The 26,117-nt window shown below is 58.2% G+C and carries 26 protein-coding genes and 1 pseudogene; 10 read left to right on the plus strand and 17 right to left on the minus strand.

Annotated elements, in window-relative coordinates; translation table 11 throughout:
• The first annotated feature begins 192 nt into the window (after positions 1-192).
• Positions 193-465, plus strand: coding sequence for a hypothetical protein (locus ROR01S_RS09270; protein ID WP_032717404.1), 273 nt, complete (start codon positions 193-195; stop codon positions 463-465).
• Positions 466-510: 45 nt separating this feature from the next.
• On the opposite strand, the gene ROR01S_RS09275 is transcribed toward ROR01S_RS09270, so the two are convergent.
• Complete coding sequence (locus ROR01S_RS09275; protein WP_015584394.1) at positions 511-1,419, minus strand: LysR substrate-binding domain-containing protein; 909 nt, start codon at positions 1,417-1,419, stop codon at positions 511-513.
• Between the two features lie 105 nt (positions 1,420-1,524).
• On the opposite strand from ROR01S_RS09275, the gene ROR01S_RS09280 reads away from it, so the two are divergent.
• Both ROR01S_RS09280 and ROR01S_RS09285 read left to right on the plus strand, forming a co-directional pair.
• A complete protein-coding gene (locus tag ROR01S_RS09280) occupies positions 1,525-1,839 on the plus strand; it encodes a carboxymuconolactone decarboxylase family protein (protein ID WP_064359369.1) in 315 nt (104 codons plus the stop codon).
• 10 nt (positions 1,840-1,849) lie between these two features.
• On the plus strand, positions 1,850-2,260 hold the full coding sequence (locus tag ROR01S_RS09285; protein ID WP_015584395.1) for a tautomerase family protein: 411 nt from the start codon (positions 1,850-1,852) through the stop codon (positions 2,258-2,260).
• 454 nt (positions 2,261-2,714) lie between these two features.
• Here ROR01S_RS09285 and nhoA read toward each other — a convergent pair whose 3' ends face one another.
• The 4 genes from nhoA to ROR01S_RS09305 form a co-directional block, all read right to left on the minus strand.
• Positions 2,715-3,560, minus strand: a complete 846-nt coding sequence (gene nhoA / locus ROR01S_RS09290; RefSeq protein ID WP_064359370.1) for an N-hydroxyarylamine O-acetyltransferase — start codon at positions 3,558-3,560, stop codon at positions 2,715-2,717.
• A 76-nt stretch (positions 3,561-3,636) separates the two neighbouring features.
• Complete coding sequence (locus tag ROR01S_RS09295; protein ID WP_004861666.1) at positions 3,637-5,292, minus strand: ABC transporter permease; 1,656 nt, start codon at positions 5,290-5,292, stop codon at positions 3,637-3,639.
• Between the two features lie 69 nt (positions 5,293-5,361).
• A complete protein-coding gene (locus tag ROR01S_RS09300; protein ID WP_064359371.1) occupies positions 5,362-6,330 on the minus strand; it encodes an ABC transporter substrate-binding protein in 969 nt (322 codons plus the stop codon).
• Complete coding sequence (locus ROR01S_RS09305; RefSeq protein WP_162098180.1) at positions 6,327-7,031, minus strand: ABC transporter ATP-binding protein; 705 nt, start codon at positions 7,029-7,031, stop codon at positions 6,327-6,329. The genes ROR01S_RS09300 and ROR01S_RS09305 overlap by 4 nt, the downstream gene beginning before the upstream one ends.
• A 211-nt stretch (positions 7,032-7,242) precedes the next feature.
• Here ROR01S_RS09305 and ROR01S_RS09310 point away from each other — a divergent pair, with 211 nt between their 5' ends.
• The 4 genes from ROR01S_RS09310 (at position 7,243) to ROR01S_RS09325 (ending at position 10,493) form a co-directional block, all read left to right on the plus strand.
• Positions 7,243-7,824, plus strand: a complete 582-nt coding sequence (locus ROR01S_RS09310; protein ID WP_004861659.1) for a flavin reductase family protein — start codon at positions 7,243-7,245, stop codon at positions 7,822-7,824.
• A 752-nt stretch (positions 7,825-8,576) separates the two neighbouring features.
• Complete coding sequence (locus ROR01S_RS09315; RefSeq protein ID WP_004861657.1) at positions 8,577-9,086, plus strand: MarR family winged helix-turn-helix transcriptional regulator; 510 nt, start codon at positions 8,577-8,579, stop codon at positions 9,084-9,086.
• Positions 9,076-9,852, plus strand: a complete 777-nt coding sequence (locus ROR01S_RS09320; protein WP_004861654.1) for a DNA alkylation repair protein — start codon at positions 9,076-9,078, stop codon at positions 9,850-9,852. Before ROR01S_RS09315 ends, ROR01S_RS09320 begins: the two co-directional genes overlap by 11 nt.
• A 122-nt stretch (positions 9,853-9,974) precedes the next feature.
• Positions 9,975-10,493 carry a ClbS/DfsB family four-helix bundle protein gene (locus ROR01S_RS09325; RefSeq protein ID WP_015584398.1) on the plus strand — a complete coding sequence of 173 codons (519 nt, stop codon included), beginning with the start codon at positions 9,975-9,977 and terminating at the stop codon, positions 10,491-10,493.
• 8 nt (positions 10,494-10,501) lie between these two features.
• On the opposite strand, the gene ROR01S_RS09330 is transcribed toward ROR01S_RS09325, so the two are convergent.
• Positions 10,502-11,323 carry a helix-turn-helix domain-containing protein gene (locus tag ROR01S_RS09330; protein WP_064359372.1) on the minus strand — a complete coding sequence of 274 codons (822 nt, stop codon included), beginning with the start codon at positions 11,321-11,323 and terminating at the stop codon, positions 10,502-10,504.
• 205 nt (positions 11,324-11,528) lie between these two features.
• Here ROR01S_RS09330 and ROR01S_RS09335 point away from each other — a divergent pair, with 205 nt between their 5' ends.
• The 3 genes from ROR01S_RS09335 to ROR01S_RS09345 are packed head-to-tail and all read left to right on the plus strand — an operon-like array spanning position 11,529 to position 16,157.
• Positions 11,529-13,100, plus strand: coding sequence for an alpha-L-rhamnosidase-related protein (locus ROR01S_RS09335; protein ID WP_044351475.1), 1,572 nt, complete (start codon positions 11,529-11,531; stop codon positions 13,098-13,100).
• 25 nt (positions 13,101-13,125) lie between these two features.
• Positions 13,126-14,508 carry an MFS transporter gene (locus ROR01S_RS09340; protein WP_032699948.1) on the plus strand — a complete coding sequence of 461 codons (1,383 nt, stop codon included), beginning with the start codon at positions 13,126-13,128 and terminating at the stop codon, positions 14,506-14,508.
• Between the two features lie 44 nt (positions 14,509-14,552).
• Complete coding sequence (locus ROR01S_RS09345; protein WP_032717399.1) at positions 14,553-16,157, plus strand: carbohydrate porin; 1,605 nt, start codon at positions 14,553-14,555, stop codon at positions 16,155-16,157.
• A 208-nt stretch (positions 16,158-16,365) separates the two neighbouring features.
• Here the strand turns inward: ROR01S_RS09345 and pptA are convergent, their stop codons facing one another.
• From pptA to ROR01S_RS09405, 11 genes and pseudogenes are all read right to left on the minus strand, one after another.
• Entirely contained in the window at positions 16,366-16,593 is a 228-nt protein-coding gene (gene pptA / locus ROR01S_RS09350; protein ID WP_004861642.1) for a tautomerase PptA, read from the minus strand.
• 67 nt (positions 16,594-16,660) lie between these two features.
• Positions 16,661-17,278, minus strand: a complete 618-nt coding sequence (locus tag ROR01S_RS09355) for a glutathione S-transferase family protein (RefSeq protein WP_004861641.1) — start codon at positions 17,276-17,278, stop codon at positions 16,661-16,663.
• 215 nt (positions 17,279-17,493) lie between these two features.
• Positions 17,494-18,150, minus strand: coding sequence for a hypothetical protein (locus tag ROR01S_RS09360; protein WP_049814439.1), 657 nt, complete (start codon positions 18,148-18,150; stop codon positions 17,494-17,496).
• A 324-nt stretch (positions 18,151-18,474) separates the two neighbouring features.
• Positions 18,475-19,369 (minus strand): annotated as a pseudogene (locus ROR01S_RS09370) (transporter substrate-binding domain-containing protein).
• A complete protein-coding gene (locus ROR01S_RS09375; RefSeq protein ID WP_004861634.1) occupies positions 19,366-20,142 on the minus strand; it encodes an amino acid ABC transporter ATP-binding protein in 777 nt (258 codons plus the stop codon). Before ROR01S_RS09375 ends, ROR01S_RS09370 begins: the two are co-directional and overlap by 4 nt.
• Positions 20,126-21,055 carry an amino acid ABC transporter permease gene (locus ROR01S_RS09380; RefSeq protein WP_004861632.1) on the minus strand — a complete coding sequence of 310 codons (930 nt, stop codon included), beginning with the start codon at positions 21,053-21,055 and terminating at the stop codon, positions 20,126-20,128. Before ROR01S_RS09380 ends, ROR01S_RS09375 begins: the two co-directional genes overlap by 17 nt.
• Positions 21,056-21,064: 9 nt before the next feature.
• The gene (locus tag ROR01S_RS09385) at positions 21,065-21,574 is read right to left on the minus strand and encodes a GNAT family N-acetyltransferase (RefSeq protein WP_064359373.1); all 510 of its coding nucleotides are present in this window, start codon (positions 21,572-21,574) and stop codon (positions 21,065-21,067) included.
• An 11-nt stretch (positions 21,575-21,585) separates the two neighbouring features.
• Positions 21,586-22,518, minus strand: a complete 933-nt coding sequence (locus tag ROR01S_RS27815; protein ID WP_004861627.1) for an ABC transporter substrate-binding protein — start codon at positions 22,516-22,518, stop codon at positions 21,586-21,588.
• Between the two features lie 18 nt (positions 22,519-22,536).
• A complete protein-coding gene (locus tag ROR01S_RS27820) occupies positions 22,537-23,853 on the minus strand; it encodes an LLM class flavin-dependent oxidoreductase (RefSeq protein ID WP_015584402.1) in 1,317 nt (438 codons plus the stop codon).
• A gap of 52 nt (positions 23,854-23,905) precedes the next feature.
• The gene (locus tag ROR01S_RS09400) at positions 23,906-25,027 is read right to left on the minus strand and encodes a M20 peptidase aminoacylase family protein (protein WP_054829234.1); all 1,122 of its coding nucleotides are present in this window, start codon (positions 25,025-25,027) and stop codon (positions 23,906-23,908) included.
• The gene (locus tag ROR01S_RS09405) at positions 25,024-26,025 is read right to left on the minus strand and encodes an MsnO8 family LLM class oxidoreductase (RefSeq protein ID WP_004861621.1); all 1,002 of its coding nucleotides are present in this window, start codon (positions 26,023-26,025) and stop codon (positions 25,024-25,026) included. The genes ROR01S_RS09400 and ROR01S_RS09405 overlap by 4 nt, the downstream gene beginning before the upstream one ends.
• Between the last annotated feature and the right edge of the window lie 92 nt (positions 26,026-26,117).

Genomic DNA, 26,117 nt, shown 5'->3' on the forward strand with positions numbered 1-26,117 from the left:
AGGTTTGACTCCCTCTCTGTCAACCCTTATGAGCTAACCCGTCAGCCTCCGCGCCAGGAGGCTGACGCTGTTAAAACAGGGGGAAAAGGTAAACCTGTAGTCGCTTCCCGCAATGACTTATACTGTTCCCGCACGTAATCTCTTCTCTTGAAACGCGCTGACTCAACCGGATGATACGTAGGTGAGGGAACCATGGGTAAATACGTCATTTTTATCAGCAGTCGCGGCGGGAGAGCCGTAGCAAAAGACGCAGTGACATCCTCTTTGCTTAAAGAGATGAAACGACAGGGATTCAGAAAACATCACGTTGAGGTAGAAGCTGAAAACGAAAACGATGCCGTTAAAGCGTTAAACAGATTTAATGACGATTATCTGACGGAGGTAAAGGAGTACACCGCGAGCGTCATATTTGTGTGCCTGTGCGCGATTGTTGCTTTCATCGTTTTTCTATTTTCAAACAGATAGCAAATTTACGCCTCCAGGCGCAACAAACAGATTAACAAGCGGATTTCAGCGCAAAGCGCAATTATCCGTCGGCGGCATATGCAGCGCAAAACAGGCGGTAATAGTGTGCAGCAGCAGTTTCGCCGGCCCGGTAAGCCGATTTTCATCGCCATATAATCCCACCCCAATGTCACCCGCCGCGGGCAATTTTGCGCAATCAACGATCTGCAGCGTAGCAGGCATGCCTATCGTTGTGCGTAGCGCCACCCCCAGTCCTGCAGATGCGGCAGCCCAGATTCCGTTCAGACTGCGACTGGTAAAGGCAATACGCCAGGGGATTCCGGCTTTATCTAACGCCGCGGTGGCGGCGGTGCGCATGACGCACGGCGCTTCAAAGGCCAGCAGCGGCAGCGGCTGGTTGCTGTCGAGATAACGGGCAACATCGAACGCCGCCGCCGCGATCCACTGCAGCGGCAGTCTCCCCAGCAGATGATCAAAAACCGGTGCGTCGCGCCCTTCCCAGCTCAGGGCCAGATCGAGCTCCTGGCGCATCATCGCCTCGCGCAGCGGCGCATTCCGCGTGACGGTAACCGCAATCTCCACCTCGGGACAAGCCCGGGAAAATTGCCCGAGGACCGCCGGCAGTAACACCTCGCCAAAGTCCTCCTGCAGTCCGAGACGAACCTCGCCGCTTACCCCTCTGGCCTGCAGCGCGGCCCAGGCCTCGTCATTCAGGCTAAGCATTCGCCGCGCGTAGCTCAGCATAATTTCCCCTTCCGCGGTCAACGCCAGATGACGCCCGGCCTTTTGTACCAGCGCCGTGCCGCTCTGCTGCTCAAGCTTTTTAAGCTGAGCGCTGATCGCCGACGTTGAACGCCCCAGGCGTTCGGCGGCAAGGGCAAAACTGCCGAGTTCCATTCCGGTCACGAAAGCGCGTAGCGCGTCGGCATCAAAGGTCAGTGGTCGTCTGGTCATCATTAATCATCCCGTTTTTCAGGATTATTACTCACAAATTATATGATTATCGAAACCATCATAACCGGATATCGTCTCCGTGACATCCCACCTATGAGGTTGCAAATGGACAAAGTTAGTCTGACCCGGGAAACCCTGGCAGCGCTGGCGCCAAAGCTGGCATCACTGAGTGAAGAGATCCTGTTTGGCGATATCTGGCAACGCCCCGCGCTGTCACCGCGTGACAGAAGCCTCATCACTCTCAGCGCGCTGGTCGCAATGTATCGTCCTGAACAGCTTGCCTGGCACCTGACATTCGCCCGGGAAAACGGCGTAACGGAGAGCGAAATCACCGAGCTTTTTACCCACCTGTCGTTTTACGCCGGATGGCCAGCGGCGGTTTCAGCACTCAATGTGTTTAGCCAGCTTGATACCGAATGAGGAGACGCGCATGCCCATAACCCGCATCGCCATTTCTGCGCAGCGTTTCGCGCAATGGCACGCTCAAATCTCTATCGATTTGCAGCAGGCGCTTGAAGATCATTTTTCGGTCCCGGCCGGCGACTGCTTTCAGCTTTTTGACTGCTACAGCCCAGGGCAGCGGATAGTTAACCCGCACTATCTCTGTAGGGCTGAAGCCGGACGCAGCGATGATTTCCTGCTGTTTCAGATAACCGCCGGTAAGCCACGCAGCCATCTGCAAAAGCAGCGTTTTTATCAGGATTTAGTGACGCGACTTGAGCAGTCGCTGGGCATCAGCCCGCATGAGGTGATGGTGGTGATCGGCTTTACCGAGCCGGAAGACTGGTCATTCGGCAGCGGGAAAATGTTCAGCCTGACGGATATTCCTCCGCCGCGCTAAGCAACGCTGCAATAACAGAGGCTGTGACCAGTCAGGAGCCGGAAGCCGACCCGGTTGCTGAGGATGCTTCCCGGCGGCTGACGCTACAGGAGACGCAGCGCCACCACGTTGGGTCATCGCGAAGCATGACTCTCGGGTAAAGAGCAGGTGCCCGATACCGCTCGCGGCCGGGATTAGCAGACCGCGGCCCCGGGGGATACTGGTGAACAACGGGTGACGCTGGAAGCATGTCTCTTGTGGGTTAACATCGCCGAAAGTGACAGGACAAATGCCGCAGTTCCCCGGTTTATGGCCGAGAAAAGGCGGTCGCTATACTCTGTTTTCGCCAGGACGACGCCCTGAAAAAAACCGGGGAGGATTTCAGATGCGACCTTTCACCTTGCGGGTCTGGCGATGCGATAGATGCGGTCCGCCTGCACGGCCGACCGCCCCTTCTGTCTGGACAGCGTCGCCCCTACTTCCCCGCCTCAGGATGGGTATCAAACGCCGCCATGACCGCTGCGAGCTCACCTTCAGTAAAGCCATATTTGGCATCATCGACGCCAAGACCGAAGCGGGTTTGCAGCGCCTCATACAGCGCAGGAACATCCGGTAAATCGATCTTCTCCACCACATGGGCATTATCCCAATGGGTAAAGTGGAAGTTAGTTAACGTCATTTTCCCGCCGTCCGGCAAATGACGACACATCAGCAGATGGTGGCGGAAATGCGATTGCGGCCAGTGCGCCGACCAGAAATTCCCCATGACATAGTCAGCGGCATACTGGCGCCCGAGGTCGAAAACGTACATCGACTGCCAGTGGCCGTGATGGCAGTACTGTAACGTCCACTCATCCCCTTCGCAAATCAGTCGGTAGACACCGTGCGGGGTTGACTGTTCCGCATCCGCCAGCAGCCGGACAGGCGCGGTCAGGGTCTGGCCGCCGAAGCCGACATCGGCGATCCAGCGCTCACCGTCGACCTCAACCAGCAGCAGGCGATGGGTTCGCGGCGGCATCTGCGACGGATTGGCCAGCACCACGCGCCCCAGCAGACTACGGACGTTAAAACCCAGCTCGCGAAGTACCCGCTCCAGCAGCCCATTTTGCTCGAAGCAGTAACCGCCGCGACGGCCGTTAATCAGCTTCTCTTCCAGCGTCCGATCGTCAAGATGGATCTCTCTGGGCAGCAGAACATCCAGATTTTCAAACGGGATCGCGCCATTGTGGTGAATATGCAGTTCGCGCAAGGTGTTAAGCGATACATCAGGGGTTCCCGTCCAGCCCAGACGAGAAAAATAAGCGCTTAAAAATCGACTCATCAATGCCTCCAGCAATCGGTGTTCGACATTTATAGCCTATTTTCCCCGGCCGACTGCATATTTTGTGCGGTCACCCTTAACCGCGCGCGCCGCGTTGCATCAAGGCCAGCGCGCCGAGCATCAACGCCAGGCCGGTCAACAGCGTCAGCGAAGCCATGGCCATGCCCTGGCCGATCGACCCTTGCTCAAACTGACGCCAGATAAACACGGACACGGTTTGCGTCCCCGCCGGAGCCAACAGCAGCGATGTCACCAGTTCACGCGAAGCGACGGCAAACACCATCAGCATCGCCGCCAGCAGCGCCGGAAAGACCAGCGGCAGCACAATCAGCCGCAGCGCCTGCAGCGGCGATGCGCCGTGGACCCGCGCCGCCGGTTCGAGATTATTCCCCAGCTGGCGCAGAGCGCTGCCAACATAGCGCACCGGCCACGGCAGCAGCAGGCAACAGTATGACAATAGCAGCATCCATCCGCTGTTATAGGGCGAAACCGGCCAGAACGGCTGGTTCCACAGCAGAATCAGCCCGACGCCCACGACCACCCCCGGCAGCGCCGCCGGCATCAGCGACAGCGCATCGACGATGCCACGGCCTTTGATTTTCTGCACCAGCACCAGCCATGCGACAATCAGCCCCACCAGGCCGACGATCAGCGCCGACGCCAGCGCCAGCGACAGACTGGTTCCCAGCGCCGACAACGCATCCCCCTGCCTGGCAAACAGCGCGGCAAAATGGCGGAAAGTAAAATTATCGGCATGAATGCCGCCTGATAAGGTCCCCATCAGGCCGGTCAGGACCATCGCCGCGCCCGGCAGCACCACGGCGACGCCTGCGATACCCAGCATCAGCAGAACAGCGGGCAGCGCCAGCCACCCCAGTTCCGCCCCGCTGTTTTCCCCCGGCTTGCCGGTCACGCTGGTGACCTCGGTATCCCCCACCAACCGCTTTTGCAGCCACCAGGCCAGCAGCGCGACGCCAATCAGCAGCAGCGACAGTAGCGACGCGCCGGGCAGATCGATGGGCCAGTCAGCCAGTTTTTTCTCAATACCGACGGTGAGCATCACCAGACCGGCCCGCGATCCTAACGCCGCCGGGACGCCAAACTCCTCAATTGCCAGGGTAAACGCCAGCAGCATCCCCGCCGCCAGCGCCGGGGAAAGCATCGGCAGCGTAATATGCCAGAAGGCTCGCCAGGCGCTGGCGCCGTGAACGCGCGCGACGATCGCCAGCCGCTGACCGCTCGCCAGCAGGCTGCGGGAAACGGCAAAATAGACTACCGGGAAGATATTAAAGGTCATCACCAGCACGATCCCGCCGCGGCTGAACAGCAGATCGTTCAGATCCCAGCCGGTGAGCTGTTGCAGATAGCCGTTGCTTTGCAGCACCAGCATCCACGACAGCGCCGCGATATATGGCGGCGTGAGGAACGGGATCAGGAACAGCAGATCCCACAGGCGCGGCAGCGGAACATTAAACAGGCCGCGCAGCACCCCCAGCGGCAGGCCGATAACCACGCTCATCAGCGCGACGCCGCAGGCCACCCACAGGGTGCCGCCGAGCATCGGCAGGAGCTGAGGATCGGCGAACAGCATCGGTACGCCCGTCAGCGCTCCGCTCAGGGAACCGGCGCTGAAATGGGGGAAAATCGCCTGTAAGACGATGAATAAAAGCGGTAACGCCACCAGCACCAGCAGCACCGTCAGAGTGACGCCGGAAATCAGTTTCTGTTTCACGGTAGAGTCCTGGGAATACGGCCCCGTCTCCCGGGTCAGGCGTCAACCGCCCCCCGGGAGAAAGGCAAATTACTGCGCGAAAAGGGTATTGAAGCGGGAAAGTACCGTACTGCGTTCGCTGCTGCCATCGCTGGTGGTCGGCAGAATTTTCAGTTCATTAAGCAGCGGACGTTTAGCCGGGATATCGCTACGTGCGGGCATCAGCCACGCGCCGGCGACCAGCGCCTGGCCTTCCGGCGACAGGACATAGTCAACGAAGGCTTTGGCATCGTCAGCATGCGCCGTGGTTTTAAGGATCATCATCGGCCGCGGGGCAATCACCGTGCCGCTGGCGGGGAAAATCACTTTCAGGGATTCCCCCTGGTCGATATTACCGTAAGAGACATAGTCCACCGCGCCGAACACCGCCGCTTTCGCCCCCTGCATGACCGGCGTCACCGCCTGAGCGTTCGGCCCGCTGACCACCATGCCGTTCTTTTTCAGTTCGTCGAACAATGCCCAGGCCTTGTCGCCCATGCCATTCTGCAACCCGATCAGCAAATCCAGCGATGCGCCTGAGAGCGCCGGATCTGGCGTCGTGACCTTATCTTTAAACGCCGCTTCGGTCAGGTCGCGCCACTCTTTCGGCTCCGGGGTGCCGCTTTTGCTGTTCCAGACGATCCCCAGTGCCGATATCCCCTGCGCAACGTAATCCGCAGATTTCAGGTTCGCCGGGACCTTATCGGCATTGGCGCTTTGATACGGCAGCAGCCAGCCGCGTTGATGCAAATCTTCCGCGGTATCCCAGGAGGCGGAGATCAGCACATCCGCCTGCGGATTGGCCTGCTCCGCGTCGAGACGCGCCATCACCTTACCGGTCGTGGCCTGGAAAATATTGACCTTCACCCCGGTTTTCTTTTCATAGCCGCTGGCGAGACTTTTCGCCAGCGAACCCGGCCCGGCGGTATATACGGTCAGCGCGTGGGCGCTGGTCATCATGGTGGCAGACAACAACATCGCGAGCACAGCTCCTTTCTTAACGGTCATAACGGTTTTCATGCGAGTTCCCCGGAGGATGAAGTGATGGTGCGAACGGCGGCAATAGTGCCGGCAGATAAATGAACAATTCGGTCGGCCAGCAGTTCGGCTTCGCGGCGGTCGTGAGTGACATATACCGCGGTGATCCCCAGCTGACGCAGCAGACGGCTCATCTCGACACACAGCGATTCGCGCAGTTCGCTATCGAGGTTGGAGAGCGGTTCGTCAAACAACAGCACGCGAGGTTCGGCAACGATGGCGCGAGCCAGCGCGACGCGCTGCTGCTGACCGCCGGAAAGACCGGAGGGTTTACGATCGGCAAAGCCGTTGAGGCCAACCATCGCCAGCGCATCATTAACCCGTTGTTGTCGCGCTGCGCGCGCTACGCCGCGCATCCGCAGTGGAAAGGCGACATTCTGCGCCGCCGTCATATGCGGCCACAGGGCGTAGTCCTGAAAAACCATGCCGATGTCACGCTGCTCCGGCGCCATACCCCAGCCGGGTTTCGCCACCAGACGATCGCCAAAGCGTATCTCGCCTGCTGCCGGAACGCTGAGCCCCGCCAACAGGCGCAACAGGGTACTTTTGCCGCAGCCAGACGGCCCCAGCAGCGCCACGATGCTACCCGCATCGATATGCAGGTCTATTTGATTCAGGACAGTATGAGTGCCGAAGGCGAACGAAACGCCGTCGAGTTTGATGCCGGTAAGCGCGCGCATTATCGCCCTCCCTGCCGGGAAAGCGTTGCTCCGCCCGCCGTCAACAGCCGGCGGGCCGCACTCACCTGTGATAAAGACAGGAGAGCTAACATATTGTTATCCTCTTTGGGATTTAGTGGTGCCGACTATAGGGAGCCCGCATGACATATTGATTACATTTTCATTGCGGATTAACGTGTTGTCTGGCATCAGACCCATTTACCAAGGAACGCTTATGAGCCGTTTTCGCCACGTGGAACTCCAGTACGCCAGTCGCCTGCTCAATCATGGCCCGACCATTCTGATAACCAGTTACGATGCCGCTTCTCAACGCCGTAACGTCATGGCCGCCGCGTGGTCGATGCCGGTGGAATTTGCCCCGCCGCGACTCGCCATCGTGGTGGATAAAAGTGCCTGGACAAGGGAGATCATTGAGCGCAACGGTACCTTCGGCATCGTGGTCCCCGGCGTAGAAGCTGCCAGCTGGACCTACGCGGTCGGCAGCATCAGTGGACGTGATGAGGATAAATTTAACGCTTACGGCATCCCCGTGGTGCAGGGGCCGGAGCTGGGATTACCGCTGATTGAAGAGAAGTGCCTGGCGTGGATGGAGTGCCGACTGTTGCCGCCAACGGCAGCTCAGGAGCAGTACGACACGCTGTTTGGCGAGGTGGTTTCCGCCGCCGCCGATGAGCGCGCTTTCGTCACCGGACGCTGGCAGTTCGACGACGATAAGATCAATACGCTGCATCATCTCGGCACCGGAAACTTTGTCGCCAGCGGCCGCCACGTGCGCGCCAATACTCCGGAAGAGTAACCCCATTCGCCGGCGCAGGCAGGGTTTACCGGCCTGCCTGGCTTGCTGGCCGCATATGCGCTTCGGGGAAATTGCCCGGCGGCGCTTCGCTGGCACGGGCCTACACGATCGGCGCATAACATCCCCTCCCTCGCCTGCTATCACATCCGCAACCCCGTATTTACTGGCTCGCCTGCCTGGCTTGCTGGCCGCATATGCGCTCCGGGGAATTGCCCGGCGGCGCTTCGCTGGCACGGGCCTACACGATCGGCGCATGACATCCACGCCCTCGCCGGTCAGGCTATTCTGCTATCACATCCGCAACCCCGTATTTACTGGCTGGCCTGCTTGCCGCATATACGCTTCGTGGAAATTGCCCGGCGGCGCTTCGCTGGCACGGGCCTACACGATCGGCGCATAACATCCACTCCCTCGCCTGCTATCACATCCGCAACACCGTATTTACTGCCTGGCCAGCCTGGCTTGCTGGCCGCATATACGCTTCGGGAAATTGCCCGCCGGCGCTTCGCTGGCACGGGCCTACACGATCGGCGCATGACATCCACTCCCTCGCCGGTCAGGCTATTCCGCTATCACCCGTGTCCCCCTGTAGGCCGGGTAAGGCGTCAGCCGCCACCCGGCAAAATACCGGCACGCTGTCCAGGCCCGATTTATCATCTTTTATGCTGATGTTCACAAAACGCGCGTTGACATTTGATTATCGATAAACTCACCCATATAGTTAGGCGCCATACTATATTGCAGAGGCCGCGATGGAGCTTGAACAGAAATATCTTTCGTTATTGCAGGAGGCCCGGCGTCTTCAGCTTGCCGATGTCGATACGATCCGTCTCTGTTTTCAGACCCTCTCGCTGGCCGCTGCGATTGATCGCGATTGTGCGCTGCTGCTGGCGCCATGGGGATTGTCCGAGGGGCGCTTTGTTCTGTTGTTTATACTCGATGGCGCGCCTGACGGTCTGGCCCCCAACGTACTGGCGGAAAAAGCCGGCGTCACCCGGGCAACCATTACCGGATTGCTGAACGGTCTCGAACGCGACCGGCTGATTGAACGCCACGCCGATCCCCTTGATGGCCGGGCCATGCGTATCGCATTAACCTCTGAGGGGAAGCAGCTTATCGCCCGCGTTTTTGCCCGACACAGCCGCTGGATCGCCGGTTTGTTCAGCCCTCTCTCGGCGCAAGAACGCACCCAGCTGTCTGAACTGCTGGCGAAAGTTGCCGCCGGTACCCAGGCAGGAAAAGGAGATGCCCATGCCGGTTGAACAACAACGTAAAGGCGCAACCCGCGTCGCGGATATCCCTGACGACATTTTGCACCGGCTTTCGCGGGGAGAGTTGCCAGGTGCCAACCTGACGGAAATCCTGGCCATCGATCAGGCCGTTCTGCTGCGCTCGGTCTTTCCAGAGCTGTCGCCGGTTTCCCACCAGGCCGCAGAGGGATTGGCTGCGCAGGGTATTGTTAAACGAATGGCGGGTATTGCTCGTCTGTTGCTGAGCGAACTCGGGGAGAGTGGATTCGACCGCTGTGCGGCTCATTCGTCGGATACCGTGCGCGGCTGGGCCTGTTTTATGCTCGGCGCCGCGCCGGATTTAACGCTCGATGCGCGCTTACACGCTATCTATCCCCTGGCCGACGATAGTCATTTTGGTGTTCGCGAATGGGCGTGGCTGGCGCTGCGTCCGCATCTGGCGCACGATCTGGATCTTACTATCGCCCTGCTCACCCCCTGGACCTGTTGCGCATCGCAGTACATTCGCCGTTTTGCCTGCGAGTCCCTGCGCCCGCGCGGCGTCTGGTGCGCGCATATCGCTGAGCTGAAACAACAGCCCCAGCGGGCGCTGGCAATACTTTCCCCACTGCGTGCTGATCCGTCGAGATATGTCCAGGATTCTGTGGCCAACTGGCTGAATGACGCGGGTAAAGAGAGAGCAGAGTGGGTACAGTCGCTCTGCGCGCAATGGCTGGCAGACAACCCGTCTCCCGCCACCTTGCGCATTTGCCAGCGCGCGAGGCGAAATTTAATCTGATGAGCGACGCAGGTGCCCTGCCCGGGCGACAAACGGCGCCGATTGTTGAGCACGGTCGCCCCCTGCGTCGTTCTGCGCAAACATACCGTATAACCAACTCATCCTACCGAAAGGAACTCGCTATGAGCGTACCGCAAACCCAGGCGCAACTCCTGCAAGCCATCAATAAAAACTACGCTAAACTAGCCGGCTATTTGACGCATATTCCCCCGGAGATGACGGAGCAAAAGACCCTTCCCGGTCATGCACAGAACACCGAAATGAGCGTTCGCGATCTGGTCTGTTATCTGCTGGGATGGAATGAACTGGTTCTCAAATGGCTGGCTCACAATGAAGCGCAGCAGCCCATCGACTTCCCGGAAACCGGTTTTCAATGGAACCAGCTTGGGCTGCTGGCGCAAAAGTTCTACCTCGATTACCCTGCGCAGGACTACCCGGCTCTGCTCGATTCTCTGCATCAGGCTAAACGGCGGCTTATCGCCTGCATCGAAGCCCAGGACAATGATTCGCTTTACGGTCGGCCGTGGTATGGGAAATGGACTCTGGGGCGGATGATTTCACTCAACACCTCGTCGCCTTATGCCAACGCCTGCGCCCGCCTGCGCAAGTGGGCGAAGGCACAAAATGTCGCCTTGAAATAGTGGCTCCCTCAGCGCAGCAAACGACGCCTGTCTTCGCTGGGGGTCACCCCAAAAACCTTTTTGTACAGGGTCGTGAAGTGGTTACTGTTGGCAAATCCACACAAATAAGCCACATCGGTAATCGTCATATCCGTTTCCCGGAGCTTTACTCGCGCTGAGACTAAACGCAGGCGTTTTAAATAATTATCCGGCGTCATCCCGGTGGCTTCTTTTATATGGCGAAAAGCAGTACGTGACGTCAGATGAAATTTTTCGGCCAGCTGTTGCCAGTTATGGTCTTCAAAACAGTGCTCCTGTAACCAGGTCAGCAGCTTATGCAGTTTATATTTGGTATTGCTATATTCCGCTTCGGTTTCCGCATACATTATGGTCGTCACCAGCTGGAAAAATGCGGCTTCCCGCAGCGCCCTGTTTTCCCCCCGCTGGGCATCCGCTGAAAATATTTTCCCCACCAGTTCCTTGCAGATATGGCGGGCATCTGGCGCCAGCCAGCCGTAGCAGGAGGCCTGCCGGGAAGAGAAGGTCTGCAATAGCGAATCGAGATGCTGTAAATAATGAAATTCAACCTCGGGGTTAATCAATACATTAATTAATTTCAGTGTTCCAAGCTCATCATAATAATGTACATCCCCAGGCTGAACATAAAAAACGTCGCCCTGCTGAATATATAATGGCCGGCCGTTAATAATATGTAAGCCGTGCCCCTCGTCCACTATCACCAGTTCAGCAAACTCGTGGCTGTGTTCATGACTGTTATCTTCCGGATCGCTGGCGTACATCCCCAGTTTATCCTGCGGATCGGCGAAATAATACTCAACGGTTAATATCATCGTTAACAATATCCAAAACGGCATTCGGGCAGTGGCACGATAATGCATTTTACTGGCTGCCACGTACAAGATTTATAGAATTGTGATCGCCAACCGTCCTACCCCACTATCAGTGCCATTTTCATAACAGGATTGGCATTGCCAGAGTGGTTGTGGCGGGCGTCGACATCTTATGCTGCGTGAAAATCAACTCAGAGGACGCAGTATGTCACAGGCCATTCAACGCAACGCGCAGGTCGCGATGACCCGCCACCCGCATTTTTTACGTACCGCCGAAGCGCTCAGACCCGTACTGCGCAGCCAGTCGCGCCAGCCGATGGCGGTGATACAAGCCCATGCCGACCCCGAGGCCCTGTTCGGCTGGCGCGGGGATGAAGTAGGCACCTTAGCGGACTTTTCCCGGCGTGAACTGACCAGCGGTGACAGTGCGATCATCGATTTCGGCAGCCACATCGTCGGCTATCTGCACTTCACCTGTCTGAGCGCCGGCAGCCCCCCCGACGCCCCGGCCCATTTGCAATTGACCTTCGGCGAAACCCTGTGCGAAGTGTGCGAACCCTTCAGCGATTATCAGGGCTGGCTCAGCAGCAGCTGGTTGCAGCAGCAGGACCTGTGGCTTGACGTGTTGCCCGCCGCCGTCGACCTGCCACGCCGCTACTGCTTTCGCTACCTGAAAGTGGAGGTTAAGGCGGTGTCGGAGAAATTCCGCCTGCGTCTCAACCAGATCCAGGTCAATGCCGTGACGTCAGCAACGCAAACCTGCCCGCCGGCGGTGACCACCGATCCGCAGCTTCAGGCTATTGACCGGGTTGCCGTCCTGACTCTGAAGAACTGTATGCAGGAGGTGTTTGAAGATGGTCCGAAACGTGACCGCCGCCTGTGGCTCGGGGATTTACGCCTGCAGGCGTTGGTCAATGATGTTACCTTCGCGCACCACGATCTGGTCCGCCGCTGTCTGTACCTGTTTGCCGGTCATACCCGGGAAGACGGGATGGTGTCAGCCAACGTTTTCGTCCAGCCGGACGTGCTGGCTGATGATACCTTTCTCTTTGATTACTCTCTTTTTTTTGCCGATATTCTCTATAACTATCTGCACAGTACCGAAGATGACAAAACCGCTCGCGAACTCTGGCCGACGGCGCGTCGACAAATCGACCTCGCCCTGGCCCGCTGCGAAGCGTCTGGCCTGGTGCGCGATAGCGATGACTGGTGGGTCTTTATCGACTGGCAGGCATCATTGAATAAACAAGCCGCGGCTCAGGGCGTGCTGATCTATTGCCTGCGCCGCGCCATCCGGCTGGCCGAGCGCTTTGAGCCTGAGCGGGTGCCGGACTACCGCGCCCGTTTGCAGCAGCTCTGCGCAGCGGTACAGGAGAGACTGTGGGATGAGAAGCAGGGATTTTACGTCAGCGGCGCACAGCGCCAGGTCTCCTGGGCCTCGCAGATCTGGCTGGTGTTGGCGGAAGTCGGTAGCGCCGGGCAGCGTCGGGAGATCATGCATAACCTGCGACGCCATCCGCCGGCCATCGCCATGAATACCCCCTATTTGCGCCATCACTATATCGCCGCCCTGCTGCAGTGCGGGCTCCGTGAAGAAGCCATTGCCGAAATCAAGGCCTACTGGGGCGCGATGATCAACTACGGCGCCGATACCTTCTGGGAAATTTTTGACCCGGCGGATCCTGAGTTTTCCCCTTATGGCAGCAAACTGATCAACAGCTATTGCCATGCGTGGAGCTGTACCCCGGCCTGGTTTATTCGCCAGTACGGACTTTAACAACAACAATAAGCGAGTGCATTTTATGGCAGAAACATTCTTTACCCGATGGCGGCAGCGCATTGGCTATGGCATCGCCGACCTCTCCTGCAACCTCGTGTGGCAGATGATCTCTTTATATCTGATGTTCTTTTATACCGATGTGATGGGCCTTCCCGCCTACTATGTCGGCCTGATGTTCCTCGTCACCCGTCTGGTTGATGGCGTCGCTGACGTACTGATGGGGCTGGTGATCGATAATACCGCCACCCGCTGGGGGCGCTGCCGTCCGTACCTGCTGATTGGCGCAGTACCCTTCGGTGTGCTCTGTATTCTGGCCTTCTACGTGCCCGATTTTGGCACCACCGGTAAGCTGCTCTACGCCTTTGTGACCTACCTGTGTCTGTCGTTTCTCTACACCCTGGTCAATATTCCATTTTGCGCGATGCTACCGTTTCTGACCAACGACTCGCGGGAGCGCACCACGCTATCGGCGGTGCGTATTCTGCTGGGCTCACTTGGGGCAACGATTGTCGCGGTCGCTACCCTACCGCTGGTCGGGGCGCTGGGCAACGGTAGCCAGGCCGATGGTTTCTTCTATACCGCGGTGGTTTTCGGCGTGATTGCCACCTTCTTCCTGCTGGTGAGCTTCCGTAACGTCAAAGAAAACATCCGCATCACCGAAGAACGGATGACCTTAAAACGTGCGTGGGTCAGCCTGCGCGCCAATCGTCCCTGGTTGGTCTTCGCGGTGAACATTTTCCTGATGTGGGGGGCGTTCTTCTTCCAGACCGGGGCGCTGGTCTATTTCTTCCACTACTACGTTGGCAATAACGATCTGACGGCGATCGTTGCCGGGATCTCCACGTTTGTCCCGCTGCTGGGCACTCTCACCGTTCCGCTGCTCGCCAGCCGGATGAAAAAGCGCCACGTTTATCTGTGGGCGAGCGCGATTAACCTCATGGGTATGGGCATGATGATGGCGGCCGGCGCTAACAGCTGGGGGCTGATTGCCGGGGCGGTGGTACTGTCCCTCGGCGCCGGTCAGCGAACGGCCATTTACTTCTCCATGCAGGCGGATCCCGTGGATTACGGCGTGTGGAAAACCGGCATCAATACGGCGGGGATTTTAACCTCCATCAACGGTTTTTTGGGGAAAGTGGCGATGGCCGGCGCGGGTGCGATCACCGGCGTGCTGCTCTCTTCCGGCGGCTATATCGCTAACCAGGTACAGAGCGACAGCGCAATGTTGGCGATTAAAGCCTGTTATCTCTACATCCCGGCGCTGCTGATCGTTGCCTCAATGCTGTGGATCGGGCGCTTCTATCGCCTTGACGATCATTACGAACAGATTCGCGCTGACCTCGATGCAGGCCGCCGCGCGCCGCCCGATCCGTCGGTGGCTTCAGGAGAAAAACACGCCATCTAAGGCGCCCCTGCACCGTTCTACCTCTGGAATAAATAAGGATTGATATGCGCATCTCTGTGATAAGCGCAGCGGTTTGCTGCGCCCTTTTTTCGGCCTTCGCCGCCGATGCCACGCCGCTTTCTGTCGAACAAAGGCTGGCGCAGCTGGAGGCTCGCCTGAACCATGCCGAACGTGAGGCGGGAGAAGCAAACCGCCGGGTGCAACAGGCGGAACAACGGACCACCGCCGCCGAGCAACGTGCGGCGGCAGCGGAAAAACAGATACAGACCCTGAGCCAAAGAACCGCGGTGGCCGAACAAAAACAGCAGGCGACCGACAAGCAGCTGGCGAAGAGCAGCCTAAGCGACGGGTTTGAGTTCAATGCCTATGCCCGCGCCGGGATGCTGGTTGACAGCCACGGCAAAGGCGCACGCGGCGGCCCGGGGATCTCTCCGGCCAGTTCGCTCAACGGTGATGCCCACGTTGGCCGTCTTGGCAATGAAAAGGATAACTACGTCGAGCTAAGCTTTGGCAAGAAGATGACCTTCAGCGACGGGTCGTGGGCACGCTTCAAAACGATGCTGGCCGATGGTGCGACCAACCCGGACCCGTGGGTACAGGATAACGACAGCCATCATCTGAACGTGCGCCAGCTGTACGTCGAGATGGGAAACTTCGCCGACTTCTCCGGACCGTTTAAGCACGCGTCGATCTGGGCGGGTAAACGCTTTGACCGCGATAACTTTGATATCCACTTTACCGACAGCGATATCATGTTCCTTGGCGGCACCGGCGGCGGGATCTACGACGTCAACTGGGGCGACAGCCTGCGCGGCGATTATTCGCTCTATGCGCGTAATTTTGGCGACCTGGGAAGCGATAACTACGCAGATAACGACATTCAGAACCTGATGTTCACGGCAAACCACTTCTGGCAAAAATGGCAGCTGATGACCACCGCGATGACCGCTCAGGGCAATGATTCGCTGAAAGATAATACCTCCACCACCGGCAGCTACGCTCTGCGCAGCGACAATACGGCGAAAAATGGCTATTACGCGATGCTCGCGTATCACGACAAAGAGCGGTTCTACGGTCTGGCACCGGGAGTATCGGAAAGTGCTCTGCAGTACGGCAGCGGACTGGGCGCCGAGGCGCGGCAGCCCGGTAGCGACGGCGACCTCACCGAGAACGCCAAATCGTTACGTTTTGCCTCGTACGGCATTTTACCGCTGGGGAAAAACTGGCAGCTGGCGCCATCGGTGATTGCCCAGCATAGTGAAAACCGCTACCGCGACGGCGACCGCTACGACTGGGCGACCTTCAATCTGCGCGTCTCGCAGGCGCTGACCCGTAACTTCGCTCTGCTGTACGAAGCGTCATGGCAGTATATGGACCTGAATCCTGACGGGCGTAGCTACCGCTATAACGACAATCTGTACCAGTATCAGGCGGTGAGCGGCGATTTCTATAAGCTGACCTTTGCGCCGACGTTTAAGGTCGGCGATGTGTTTGATATCAAGGCTCGCCCGGAAATTCGGTTCTTCGTAACGTGGATGAACTGGGACAAAGCGCTGGATCACTACGCTATCAACGATGATTTTGGCAGCAAAGGCTTTACCGCCGGGGGGAACTGGAACTTCGGCATCCAGTCGGAGATTTGGTTCTAATCGGCAAAACCGTGGCCGCTGCTGCGGATGATGATCTGCAGAAAACAGGTCGCCCGGACCCTGCACAGCATCGCCCGGGCGACAACATCCGCACCCTTTTAAAACCGTACTCCGTGACAACAGACCACCACGGCGACGGGCCTGGCAGCGGCCAGCTGACAGGTAGCCCGGACAGGTGCGGCAATCACTGTCCGGGAAAGGTTCGCCATTACATGCTGTAACCCGGCTTCTTAATCAGCTGCTCCATCTGCGGGGCGATTTCGCTGTCCCAGACTTTTTGCCAGTCGCTTTGCTCAACCAGATTGAGGGCGACGCTCACCGCCCCGTCTTTACTGTTCAGATGGCGGATCAGCACCTCGGTAATGTCGGCGGCCAGGGCGCTTTTTTGATCATCGGTCAGTTCGCGGGGAAAACATTTAATATCAACATGCGGCATAGCAGGCTCCTTATTGTGAGAGCGATAAACTAGCATAGCGGTAGTCAGTCGGTTGGCCTTTTGTGCTTTAAATCAACTCGTTGTCACGCAGTACCTGCTGCAGATCCGGGTGCTGACAGACTTTGTCAGCCACGGCGACAAACTTCGGCGTATGGGCGGAAAACCACTCCCGCCGCGGACCCCAGCGGCACATCGTCGCAATATAACAATCCAGCAGGGTTATCTCCGCCCCCAGCGCATAAGGCGCCGCCGCCAGCTGCTGCTCCAGCCACAGGTACAGCGATTGACGATAGCGGATGCAGTTTTGCCGCAGTTGCTCCGCCGCATCGGCGGCCCAGCGCTGCGGATAATCGGCGTAGGTAAAGGTGGGATAAACATTGGCCACCAGCCAGATCAACAGACGCTGAAACTGATGGCGCTGCGCTGTGCCCGGCGCCGGCGCCAGATCCGGACGGCTATCGAGGATCATCAGAGCCATCGCGGCGGTTTCGGTCATCACGCTGCCGTCCGCCAGTCGCAAAGTGGGAACCTGACACAGCGGGTTTATCTGCATCAGGCTATCGCGCTGCGGCCCCGGCTGGTCGAAGCCTGCTACGTTAACGAAATGGTAAGGAATGTTGGCGAGGGTCAGCATCAGCTCACCGATCGCCGATCCCCAGCCGGGAACGCCATAGACAGTAATCATCATCTGCCTCCACGATAAAGCTTAAGTTTAGACACAAAATCGGGCTGACATGCTGGAGATCCGGCCAGCAGTACGGCGCAAGATGCTACAGAACAGGCGTTATCCGCGATGATCTTTGACCGGTAGCGCTACGTTTAGCGTAGCGACGCCCTGCTTTTCAATACCTCATACCTTACCGTTTATCCGCAGAATACTCGCGGCGTTGCAAGCAATATTCATGGCTGACGATTGAGAAAGGGTGAAAATGTCTTCCAGAATTTTTTGGCACACTGAATGTCATATAAGCTGTTAACCACGGCACTGACAATCAGAATAAACATCGCCAGGTAAACAAGAAATAAAACGACAAAACAGGCTACCGCGGCCGCGCCTGACATTTCGGCTACCACGTCGGGCACCGACATAAAGAATCCGTATATGATAGCGGCAATCATCAGCCCGCCGAAAATAACTATCTCCCGGCGCGCCTTTTTCCTTTTACTGGACGGTTGCGTCACGCCTGAATCCGTAACATTCAGCAGCCTCGACATCCGAAGAAAGCTATTCAGGGTTGGCTCATTGAAATCGATATTGTTGCTGGCAATATACTCGAGAATTTTATGGCTGATGGTCACCGGATATCTTATGCCGATACCTTCATATAACGCCTTGATAGCCAGTAAATCAAACGGGGTAAGATCGTTTTTATTTTTCAATTGATTAATACGGCGAAACGTTGCCAGGCGCTTTTCCACATTCACTTTATCAAACTGACTGTCACGATGAAGCTTCCTGCCTTCTCCCCAGCGATTATAAACAGCGCGAATGAATGCGACAACAGCAGGAAACACCACGCCCGATAAGGGTATAATAACTTCTGATAATATATTCACTTCAATCCCTTGATGATTATTGATGTAAAGAGATGGTCCCAGCAGAACCGCGGAGTGAAAATATTAACCACACGAAAAATATACGGATTTTGATAAAAATCAAAATCGTCATCATCATATTTATCTTTGGAATTAAAAACCGGCGAGCTGAAAATGATGGTGCAGTTATCATATTAAATACGTTGCCGAAAGTTAAATCCGCCACACAACGCATAAAGTGACATTGACATCATCTTTGCCGATTGCTGAACACCGCGATGAAAGTCGCTATCAATAATAATCCCCCGCTGTTTCGCCCCGTACTCCGGCGAAACAGCGGTTTTTTTAGTAGGTAATGCCCGGCGGATTCACCTGCGATTGTGTCACCGCCTCTCCCTGTTCGCCCCAGCGCGCCAGCACCTGCTGGTACTCTCCGCGCGCAATGGCGCCATCGAGCGCCGCCTGCAACGCATACACCAGGCCATTGCCCTTTTTGGTGGTGGTGGCGACCCAGGCCTTTTTCGGCCCCAGCCCAACCACTTTGGTTGCTCCGGTCAGCGCCGCTTTATAGGCTGCCGTGGACTGCGGGCCAAAAAAAGACGTCGGCGCGCCCTGACTGAATATAGAGGTTGCCGGAGGCGTCATCGGTCAAATAGATCGGCAAAGCCGGTTGACGTCCCGCCGCTTCATTTTCCCCGTTCCAGCCCAGCAAAATGCGCTCCTGATTCGTGCCGGATCCGACGATCACCTTCCGCCCGGAGAGATCCGCCGCACCGCTGATTTTGTCGATGGCGCTGGTGGATTTAACCGAAAATGCCAGCGAATCGACGCGATAGGTGGCGAAATCGAACTTCTCTTTGCGCGGTTCGGTGACGGCGATATTGACCAGCGCCACGTCATAGCGCCCGGAGGTGATCCCCAGCGGCCAGTCTTCCCATGCCGTCGGCACCAGTTTCAGCTTGAGGCCTAAACTGCCGGCCAGCAGACGGGCAATATCCGGGTCGCTACCGATCCGCGTCCGGTTGTCGCTGGCCAGCAGCGCCAGCGGCGGGGAATTAAGCGCTGAAATCGCCACCGTCAGCGTACCGGGTTCAACAAAGCGATAGCTGGCCGGGATCCTGGCGATCGCGGCGTTGTCCACCGTTACCGGCAGCGGCCGTTCATTCGCCTGGAGATCGATTTCCGCCTGCGCTCCCGCAGAGAGCGCGCCCAGCGCCAGGGCGACTATCCTTTTTTTCATGCCAGCACCTTTGATAAAAATTGCCGCGTACGCTGATGCTGCGGATGATTGAGCACCGCATCGCTGCTGCCCTGCTCAATAATTTTCCCCTCGACCATAAACACCACCTGATCGGCCACTTCGCGGGCAAAACCAATCTCATGCGTCACCACCACCAGCGTGGTACCGGAGCGGGCCAGCTTTTTAATCACATCGAGCACTTCGCCCACCAGCTCCGGATCCAGCGCCGATGTCGGTTCATCGAACAGCAGCACTCGCGGCTTGAGGGCCAGCGCCCTGGCGATGGCAATACGCTGCTGCTGGCCGCCGGAGAGATGGCGCGACCAGGCCTCGGCCTTGTGGCGCAGCCCCACCACGTCCAGCAGCTCATAAGCGCGCGCGATGGCCTCTTTGCGGCTCGCCTGCCGGTGGGCAATCGGCGCTTCAATCAGGTTTTCCAGCACCGTCAGATGCGGGAACAGGTTGAAGTTCTGAAAGACGTAGCCGACGTTAACGCGCTGGCGCAGAATCTCTCTCTCCTTCAGTTCATAGAGCTTATCGCCCTGGCGCCGATAGCCAATGTAGTCGCCATCAATCTGAATAAACCCTTCATCCACTCGCTCAAGATGGTTTATGGCACGCAGCAGGGTTGATTTCCCCGAACCGGATGGCCCGAGGATCACCGTCACCGTGCCGGGCGCAATTTCCAGCGAGACATCATCCAGCGCTTTATGGCGGCCAAAATACTTACTGACGCCGGTAATCGAGATATGGCCGTTATGAGAGTTGGGCATGAATGGCCTCCTGCGGTTTCTGCGGCTGGCGAGAGGATTCATCGGCGCGCGCCCGGCGCGGCGAGTTGACCGCCGAACGGCGTTCGCTGCGCGCCAGGGCGCGTTCCACCAGATATTGAATCAGCGACAGGACGCTGGTGATAGCCAGATACCAGACGGCCCCCACCATCAACAGCGGGATCACCTCCTGGGTTCGGTTGTAAATCATCTGGATGGTGTAAAACAGCTCGGGCATCGCCAGCACATAAACCATCGCGGTCCCTTTGGCGAGGCTGATAATCTCATTGAAACCAGAGGGTAAAATCGTGCGCAGCGCCTGAGGCAGAATAATACGCAGCGTACGCCGCCACGCCGGCAGCCCCAGCGCCGCAGCCGCCTCATACTGACCGTGGTCAACGCCGAGGAAACCGCCGCGAATGATCTCCGCGGTATAGGCGCTCTGCACCAGCGTCAGCCCCACGACCGCGGTGGAGAACTGCCCCAGCACATTGATGGTCTGATAACTCCCCCAGCTGATCCCGGTAAACGGAATACCGAGCGATAGCGTGTCATACAGATAAGAGAAGTTGTAGAGGATGATCAGCACCACAATCAGCGGCAGCGATCGAAACAGCCAGATATAGCCCCAGGCCAGGCTGCTCAGCAGCCACGAGGAAGAGAGCCTGGCCAGCGCCAGCAGTCCGCCAAAAATCACGCTCAGGACGGTACCCAGCAGCGTCAGCAGCAGCGTTTGTCCCAGCCCTTCAAGAATGACCGGGTCAAAGAACCAGCGGGCGAAAACCGCCCACTCCCAGCGCGGGTTAAAGGCTACCGACTGCACGACGACCGCCAGCACCAGCAGCGCCACCACCGCGCCAACGGCGCGCAGCGGATAGCGCGCCGGGATCACTTTAATCGTTTCCGATCTGTTCATGTTCTCTCCTCAGGCGCTGCGGGTTAAAACGCTTACTGCCAGCGCTTTGGTGAACCGTAACCGTCCGTCAAATGGCGGCTGGCTGTACTCTTCCGGGTTGCGTGCCAGGTCAAACTGCGCGTCGTACCCCTGACTCAGATAGAGCCTGACCGCTTCCGGCTGGCGAAAGCCGGTCGTCAGGTAGATATGGCTGTAACCTGCCAAAACCGCCCGCCGCTCCAGCTCCTGTACCACTTTCGCCGCCAGCCCCTGCTGGCGCAGGGCCGAATGGGTCCAGATGCGTTTGATTTCCGCCGTATGACTGTCCTTCGGCTTATAGGCGCCGGTGGCGATAATTTCGCCTTCACGTTCAAGGACGATAAACAGCCCCTGCGGCGGCAGATACCACTCGGTCAGCTCAACCTCCGCATCGCGAGAAAAATAGTCGCCATAGCGCGACGCGTATTCGGCGAACAGGCCGTGAATAATCGGCTGGAGTTCCGGCGCTTCAGGTGAGATATCGCGAAATGCTGCACTCATATTGCCTCCTGTTAATCGCCCAGCCCGGCCGGGTTAATTTCGGATTGCGGGATGCTCTCCACGCTTTCCCCCCAGCGGGTAAGCACTTTGCCATAGTCACCGTTCTGAATGGCGCCGTTTAACGCCGTCTGCACGGCCTCAACCAACCCGCTGCCTTTTTTCAGCGTAACTGCAATGTGCGCCGCTTTCGGCCAACCGCCGTCCACGCTGCCCACCAGTTTGGTCTTCCCGGTCAGCGCGGCCTTCCAGGCGCCGATCACGTTCGGGCCAAAAAAGGCGTCGGCGCGACCGGACTGAATGGCCAGCGTCTGGGCGGCATCATCCTTGGTGTAGACCGGCGTAAAGGGCTTCAGCCCCTTTTTCAGGTTTTCCGCATTCCACGCCAGCAGAATGGCTTCCTGGTTAGTGCCGGAGCCGACGATAATCCGCAGCCCGGCAATGTCTTCCGCCTGGTCAATTTTACTCAGCGGGCTGGTACTCTTGACGTAGAAACCCAGCGAGTCCTTACGATAGGTGGCAAAGTCGAACTTCTCTTTGCGCTCTTTGGTGACGGTAATATTGCTGATCGCGGCATCATATTTGCCGGAGGAGACGCCCAGCGGCCAGTCCTCCCAGGAGGTCGGCACGACGTTCAGCTCCAGTCCCAGGCTGTCGGCGACCAGGCGGGCGATATCGACTTCGCTGCCGAGCAGGGTCTTGTTGTCGTCCGAGAAGACGGTCAGAGGCGGCGAGTTCAGCGCCGCGACCGCCACGGTAAATTTACCCGGCACCGCGAGGTGATAATTCGCCGGCAGCCGGGCGATCGCCTGCGGATTTTTGGCCGTGTGCACCGGCGCTTTATTGGCCTCCACGCTTACGCCAGTACCGTTGATATTGACGTCCTGCGCCCATAATGGCGCGCTGAAACCCAGCGCAAGGGCCAGTAAAAGTGACTTTTTCTGCATAGCGAGCGTTCTCTGTTGTTATTGTTGTTGGAATTGATTAACCGGCTGCGTCAGCCCCAGGCTTTCGCGCAACGTCGTTCCCGGATACTCCCGACGGAACAGCCCGCGCGCTTGCAAAATCGGCACCACCCGATCGACAAAGCGCGGGAAGGTATCCGGCGTGCCGCCCTGAATGATAAAACCGTCGGCCCCTCGCTGTTCAAACCAGAGCTGCAAACCGTCGGCGACCTCCTGCGGCGTACCGGCGAAAAGCGGGCGCGGGCTGGCTGCTTCCAGCGCGACCTGGCGCAGGGTCAGTCCGCGTTCGCGCGCATTGCGCTTAATTTCATCGGTGGTGCTGCGGAAGCTGTTTTTCCCGAGGTCGCCAATATCGGGGAACGGTTCATCCAGCGGATACTGCGCAAAGTCATGATGTTCGAAATAGCGTCCGAGGTAGTTGAGGGCATCCTCAATCGATACCAGCGCGGCGGTCGTCTGGTATTGCTGTTCGACGTCGTCGGCATCGTCACCAACAATCACGCTGACGCCCTGGAAGATATGTAGTTGGTTATCCTGACGACCGCAGGCCGCCAGCTGATGCTTCACATCTCGATAAAATGCCTGCGCTTCCGCCAGTGACGCCTGATGGGTAAAAATGGCATCGGCATGGCGGGCCGCCAGCTTTTTACCGTCATCGGAGGCCCCGGCCTGAAAAATAATCGGTCGCCCCTGCGGCGTACGGGAAATATTGAGCGGGCCGGCAACCTGGAAAAAATCACCGCGATGGTCGAGGGTATGCAGCTTATTTTTATCGAAGAACTGTCCGGTAGCTTTATTACGGACGAAGGCATCTTGTTCCCAGGAATCCCATAATCCTTTCACCACCCGCAAATATTCATCGGCAATACGGTAGCGCAGCGCGTGGTCAGGATGCTGCGCGCGCGAAAAGTTTTTTGCCGATCCTTCCAGCGGCGAGGTCACCACGTTCCAGCCCGCGCGTCCCTGGCTCAGATGGTCAAGGCTGGCAAACTGCCTCGCGGTGGTAAAAGGCTCGCTGTAGGAGGTCGATAAGGTGCCCACCAGCCCGAGATTGCGGGTGACCGCCGCCAGCGTCGAGAGCACGGTCAGCGGTTCAAAACGGTTTAAAAAATGCGGGATAGATTTCTCATTAATATATAAACCATCGGCAACAAATAAAAAGTCCAGCTTGCCCTCTTCGGCTTTTAAGGCCGTCTGCTTAACGAACTCAAAATTAATACTGGCATCCGCCTGCGCGGCCGGATGACGCCAGGCGGACATATTTCCCGATGCGCCGTGTAATATTGTGCCCAGACGCAATTGTCGTTTTTCAGACATAGCAACCCCTTTCCTTGCCGAAAATAAAAACAGAAGCCCGAACGCTCAGGCGTCAGATCTGGCCTAAAGCCTGCTCCGCCAGCGCCGCAAAATAGCGGGCCGCCGGGGCAATTAAGTTGTCATCCGGATTGTAGGCCGGGTGGTGAAGACCAAATTCGCTGGCGCTGCCGATACTGACAAACGCGCCGGGAATATGCTGTAGATAGACGGCGAAATCCTCGCCGCCCATATGCAGATCCGCATGGCGGGTGCGGTAGCCGGAGCGAGCGGCAACGTCGCTGGCAAATTCCGCCCAGCGCGGGTCATTGACCAACGCCGTGGGACCGGCGTACCAGAACACATCTATCTGGGCGCCAAAAGCACTGGCGAAACCGGCGGCAATATCGCTGACCCGCGCCTTGACCCGCTGCTGCACCTCGCTGCTGTGGGTACGCAGGGTACCTTCCAGCTCCACGCTTTCCGGCAGCACGTTCCAGGTATTGCCCCCCTGGATCCGCGTTACGCTCAGGACCACCGAATCGAGGGTGTTCACCTCGCGGCTGGCCACGCTCTGCAGGACGGTGACCAGCTGGCTGGCCAGCAAAATCGCATCTTTGCCTTCGTGCGGTCGGGCGGCATGCGCCCCTTTGCCGGTGACTTTAAAGACGAAACGATCGACGTTGGCGTAGAACGCCCCGCCGCGGGTGGCGAACTCGCCCAGCGGCAGGCCGGGTTCATTATGCATACCGAAGATCGCCGAGACGCCCTCCAGCGCCCCGGCGCGAATCAGGGTTTTCGCCCCGCCAAAATTCTCTTCCGCCGGCTGGAACAGAATCCGTACTCGTCCCGGGAGCGTCGCTTCGCGTTCTTTCAGCAGCAGCGCCGCCCCCAGCATCACGCTGGTGTGAATATCATGGCCGCAGGCGTGCATCACCCCCTCGTTTTGCGAGCGATACGGCAGGCCGGTGGTCTCAGCGATCGGCAGCGCATCGATATCTGCACGCAGGGCGATAATCTTCTCGCCGCTGCCCACTTCGACGACCAGGCCGGTTTTCAGCGCGTAGGGCAGCACCCGCAGGCCGCCGCTCTCAAGCCAGTCGCGGATGCGCGCCGTCGTCGCCACCTCCTGCAACGAAAGTTCCGGATACTGATGCAGCTCGCGCCGCCAGCTAATCAGCTGTTGTTCAAAGCTCATGGCAACACCTCCGCGCCAAGATGGGCCTGAGCCAGCAGGCGGAGTGAGTCGAGGCGCGCCTGCCCCTCGGCGATCGGCGTGTCGATGATAAATTCGTCAATATGCCAGGCGGCATGCAGGGCGTCGAGCTGCGCTTTTACTTCGTCTGCGGTTCCCGCCAGCAGCGAGGCCTCGCGGCGGGCGATGCGCACCGGCGGACTTCCGGCCTGACGGGCAAAGGCGGCCGCCTGCGCTTCGCTACCTACCGTCACCCGCTGGCCGTTTTCCAGTTCGACGCCCCAGATTTCAATCTGCTTCGCCAGTTCAATCGCCGTGGCGCTCTCTTCAGCGACAATGACCTGGATAGCGATGATGGCGTCGCGGCGACTCAGCGCCCGCCAGCGGGTTAACACCTCGCGCAGCAGCGTTTTGTCGCCGTTAAGGTGGGCGGCGAAAACGAAATTCCAGTCCAGCCGGGCGGCGAGCTGAACGCTCTCCAGGCTGGCGCCGAGCAGGAAGCCGTCGGCGCGACGCGGCGGGATTGGCGTGGCGCGCAGGTTCTCTTCCCCTGCGGCATCGGTGAGCGACAGCCAGTTATCCAGCTGGGCGAGGCTATCGGCAAAAGTCCCCTTCTGCGCCGGATCAATCCCCTGCTGCAGCGCCCGCGTTGCCAGCGGCAGGCCGCCCGGCGCTTTTCCGACGCCAAGATCGACGCGGCCAGGCGCTATCGAGGCCAACAGGTTGAAGTTTTCCGCCACTTTGTACGGGCTGTAGTGTTGCAGCATGACGCCGCCGGATCCGACGCGAATCTGCCGGGTCTGGCCAAGGATCCAGGCAATCACCACTTCCGGCGACGGGCTGGCTAATTGATCGGTGTTGTGGTGCTCGGCAATCCAGAAGCGGTGATAGCCCCAGGCTTCCGCCTGTTGCGCCAACGTTAATGTACGCGTCAGCGCCTGAGCGGCCGTTTCTCCCGCCGCCAGCGGACTTTTATCCAGGATACTGATTCGATAAGACATTTCGCAGGCTCGTATTAATTAACATGCCTGCATTATTAGAATCTGCCGCGGCCACTGAGAAACAATTTATTTACATGTACTCTGCCGGAAAA

The sequence above is a fragment of the Klebsiella ornithinolytica NBRC 105727 = ATCC 31898 genome (assembly GCF_001598295.1).
Taxonomy (GTDB): domain Bacteria; phylum Pseudomonadota; class Gammaproteobacteria; order Enterobacterales; family Enterobacteriaceae; genus Klebsiella; species Klebsiella ornithinolytica.

Bases quoted from the DNA above. Each gene is read 5' to 3' on its own strand.
- ROR01S_RS09315 (WP_004861657.1), top strand. From the start codon at position 8,577: ATGGAGCTTGAACAGAAATATCTTTCGTTATTGCAGGAGGCCCGGCGT.
- pptA (WP_004861642.1), bottom strand. From the start codon at position 16,593: ATGCCGCATGTTGATATTAAATGTTTTCCCCGCGAACTGACCGATGAT.
- ROR01S_RS27815 (WP_004861627.1), bottom strand. From the start codon at position 22,518: ATGCAGAAAAAGTCACTTTTACTGGCCCTTGCGCTGGGTTTCAGCGCG.
- ROR01S_RS09320 (WP_004861654.1), top strand. From the start codon at position 9,076: ATGCCGGTTGAACAACAACGTAAAGGCGCAACCCGCGTCGCGGATATC.
- ROR01S_RS09310 (WP_004861659.1), top strand. From the start codon at position 7,243: ATGAGCCGTTTTCGCCACGTGGAACTCCAGTACGCCAGTCGCCTGCTC.
- ROR01S_RS09345 (WP_032717399.1), top strand. From the start codon at position 14,553: ATGCGCATCTCTGTGATAAGCGCAGCGGTTTGCTGCGCCCTTTTTTCG.
- ROR01S_RS09405 (WP_004861621.1), bottom strand. From the start codon at position 26,025: ATGTCTTATCGAATCAGTATCCTGGATAAAAGTCCGCTGGCGGCGGGA.
- ROR01S_RS09325 (WP_015584398.1), top strand. From the start codon at position 9,975: ATGAGCGTACCGCAAACCCAGGCGCAACTCCTGCAAGCCATCAATAAA.
- nhoA (WP_064359370.1), bottom strand. From the start codon at position 3,560: ATGAGTCGATTTTTAAGCGCTTATTTTTCTCGTCTGGGCTGGACGGGA.
- ROR01S_RS09300 (WP_064359371.1), bottom strand. From the start codon at position 6,330: ATGAAAACCGTTATGACCGTTAAGAAAGGAGCTGTGCTCGCGATGTTG.
- ROR01S_RS09335 (WP_044351475.1), top strand. From the start codon at position 11,529: ATGTCACAGGCCATTCAACGCAACGCGCAGGTCGCGATGACCCGCCAC.
- ROR01S_RS09380 (WP_004861632.1), bottom strand. From the start codon at position 21,055: ATGAACAGATCGGAAACGATTAAAGTGATCCCGGCGCGCTATCCGCTG.
- ROR01S_RS09270 (WP_032717404.1), top strand. From the start codon at position 193: ATGGGTAAATACGTCATTTTTATCAGCAGTCGCGGCGGGAGAGCCGTA.
- ROR01S_RS09375 (WP_004861634.1), bottom strand. From the start codon at position 20,142: ATGCCCAACTCTCATAACGGCCATATCTCGATTACCGGCGTCAGTAAG.
- ROR01S_RS09400 (WP_054829234.1), bottom strand. From the start codon at position 25,027: ATGAGCTTTGAACAACAGCTGATTAGCTGGCGGCGCGAGCTGCATCAG.
- ROR01S_RS09275 (WP_015584394.1), bottom strand. From the start codon at position 1,419: ATGACCAGACGACCACTGACCTTTGATGCCGACGCGCTACGCGCTTTC.
- ROR01S_RS09355 (WP_004861641.1), bottom strand. From the start codon at position 17,278: ATGATTACTGTCTATGGCGTTCCCGGCTGGGGATCGGCGATCGGTGAG.
- ROR01S_RS09330 (WP_064359372.1), bottom strand. From the start codon at position 11,323: ATGATATTAACCGTTGAGTATTATTTCGCCGATCCGCAGGATAAACTG.
- ROR01S_RS09280 (WP_064359369.1), top strand. From the start codon at position 1,525: ATGGACAAAGTTAGTCTGACCCGGGAAACCCTGGCAGCGCTGGCGCCA.
- ROR01S_RS09340 (WP_032699948.1), top strand. From the start codon at position 13,126: ATGGCAGAAACATTCTTTACCCGATGGCGGCAGCGCATTGGCTATGGC.
- ROR01S_RS27820 (WP_015584402.1), bottom strand. From the start codon at position 23,853: ATGTCTGAAAAACGACAATTGCGTCTGGGCACAATATTACACGGCGCA.
- ROR01S_RS09285 (WP_015584395.1), top strand. From the start codon at position 1,850: ATGCCCATAACCCGCATCGCCATTTCTGCGCAGCGTTTCGCGCAATGG.
- ROR01S_RS09385 (WP_064359373.1), bottom strand. From the start codon at position 21,574: ATGAGTGCAGCATTTCGCGATATCTCACCTGAAGCGCCGGAACTCCAG.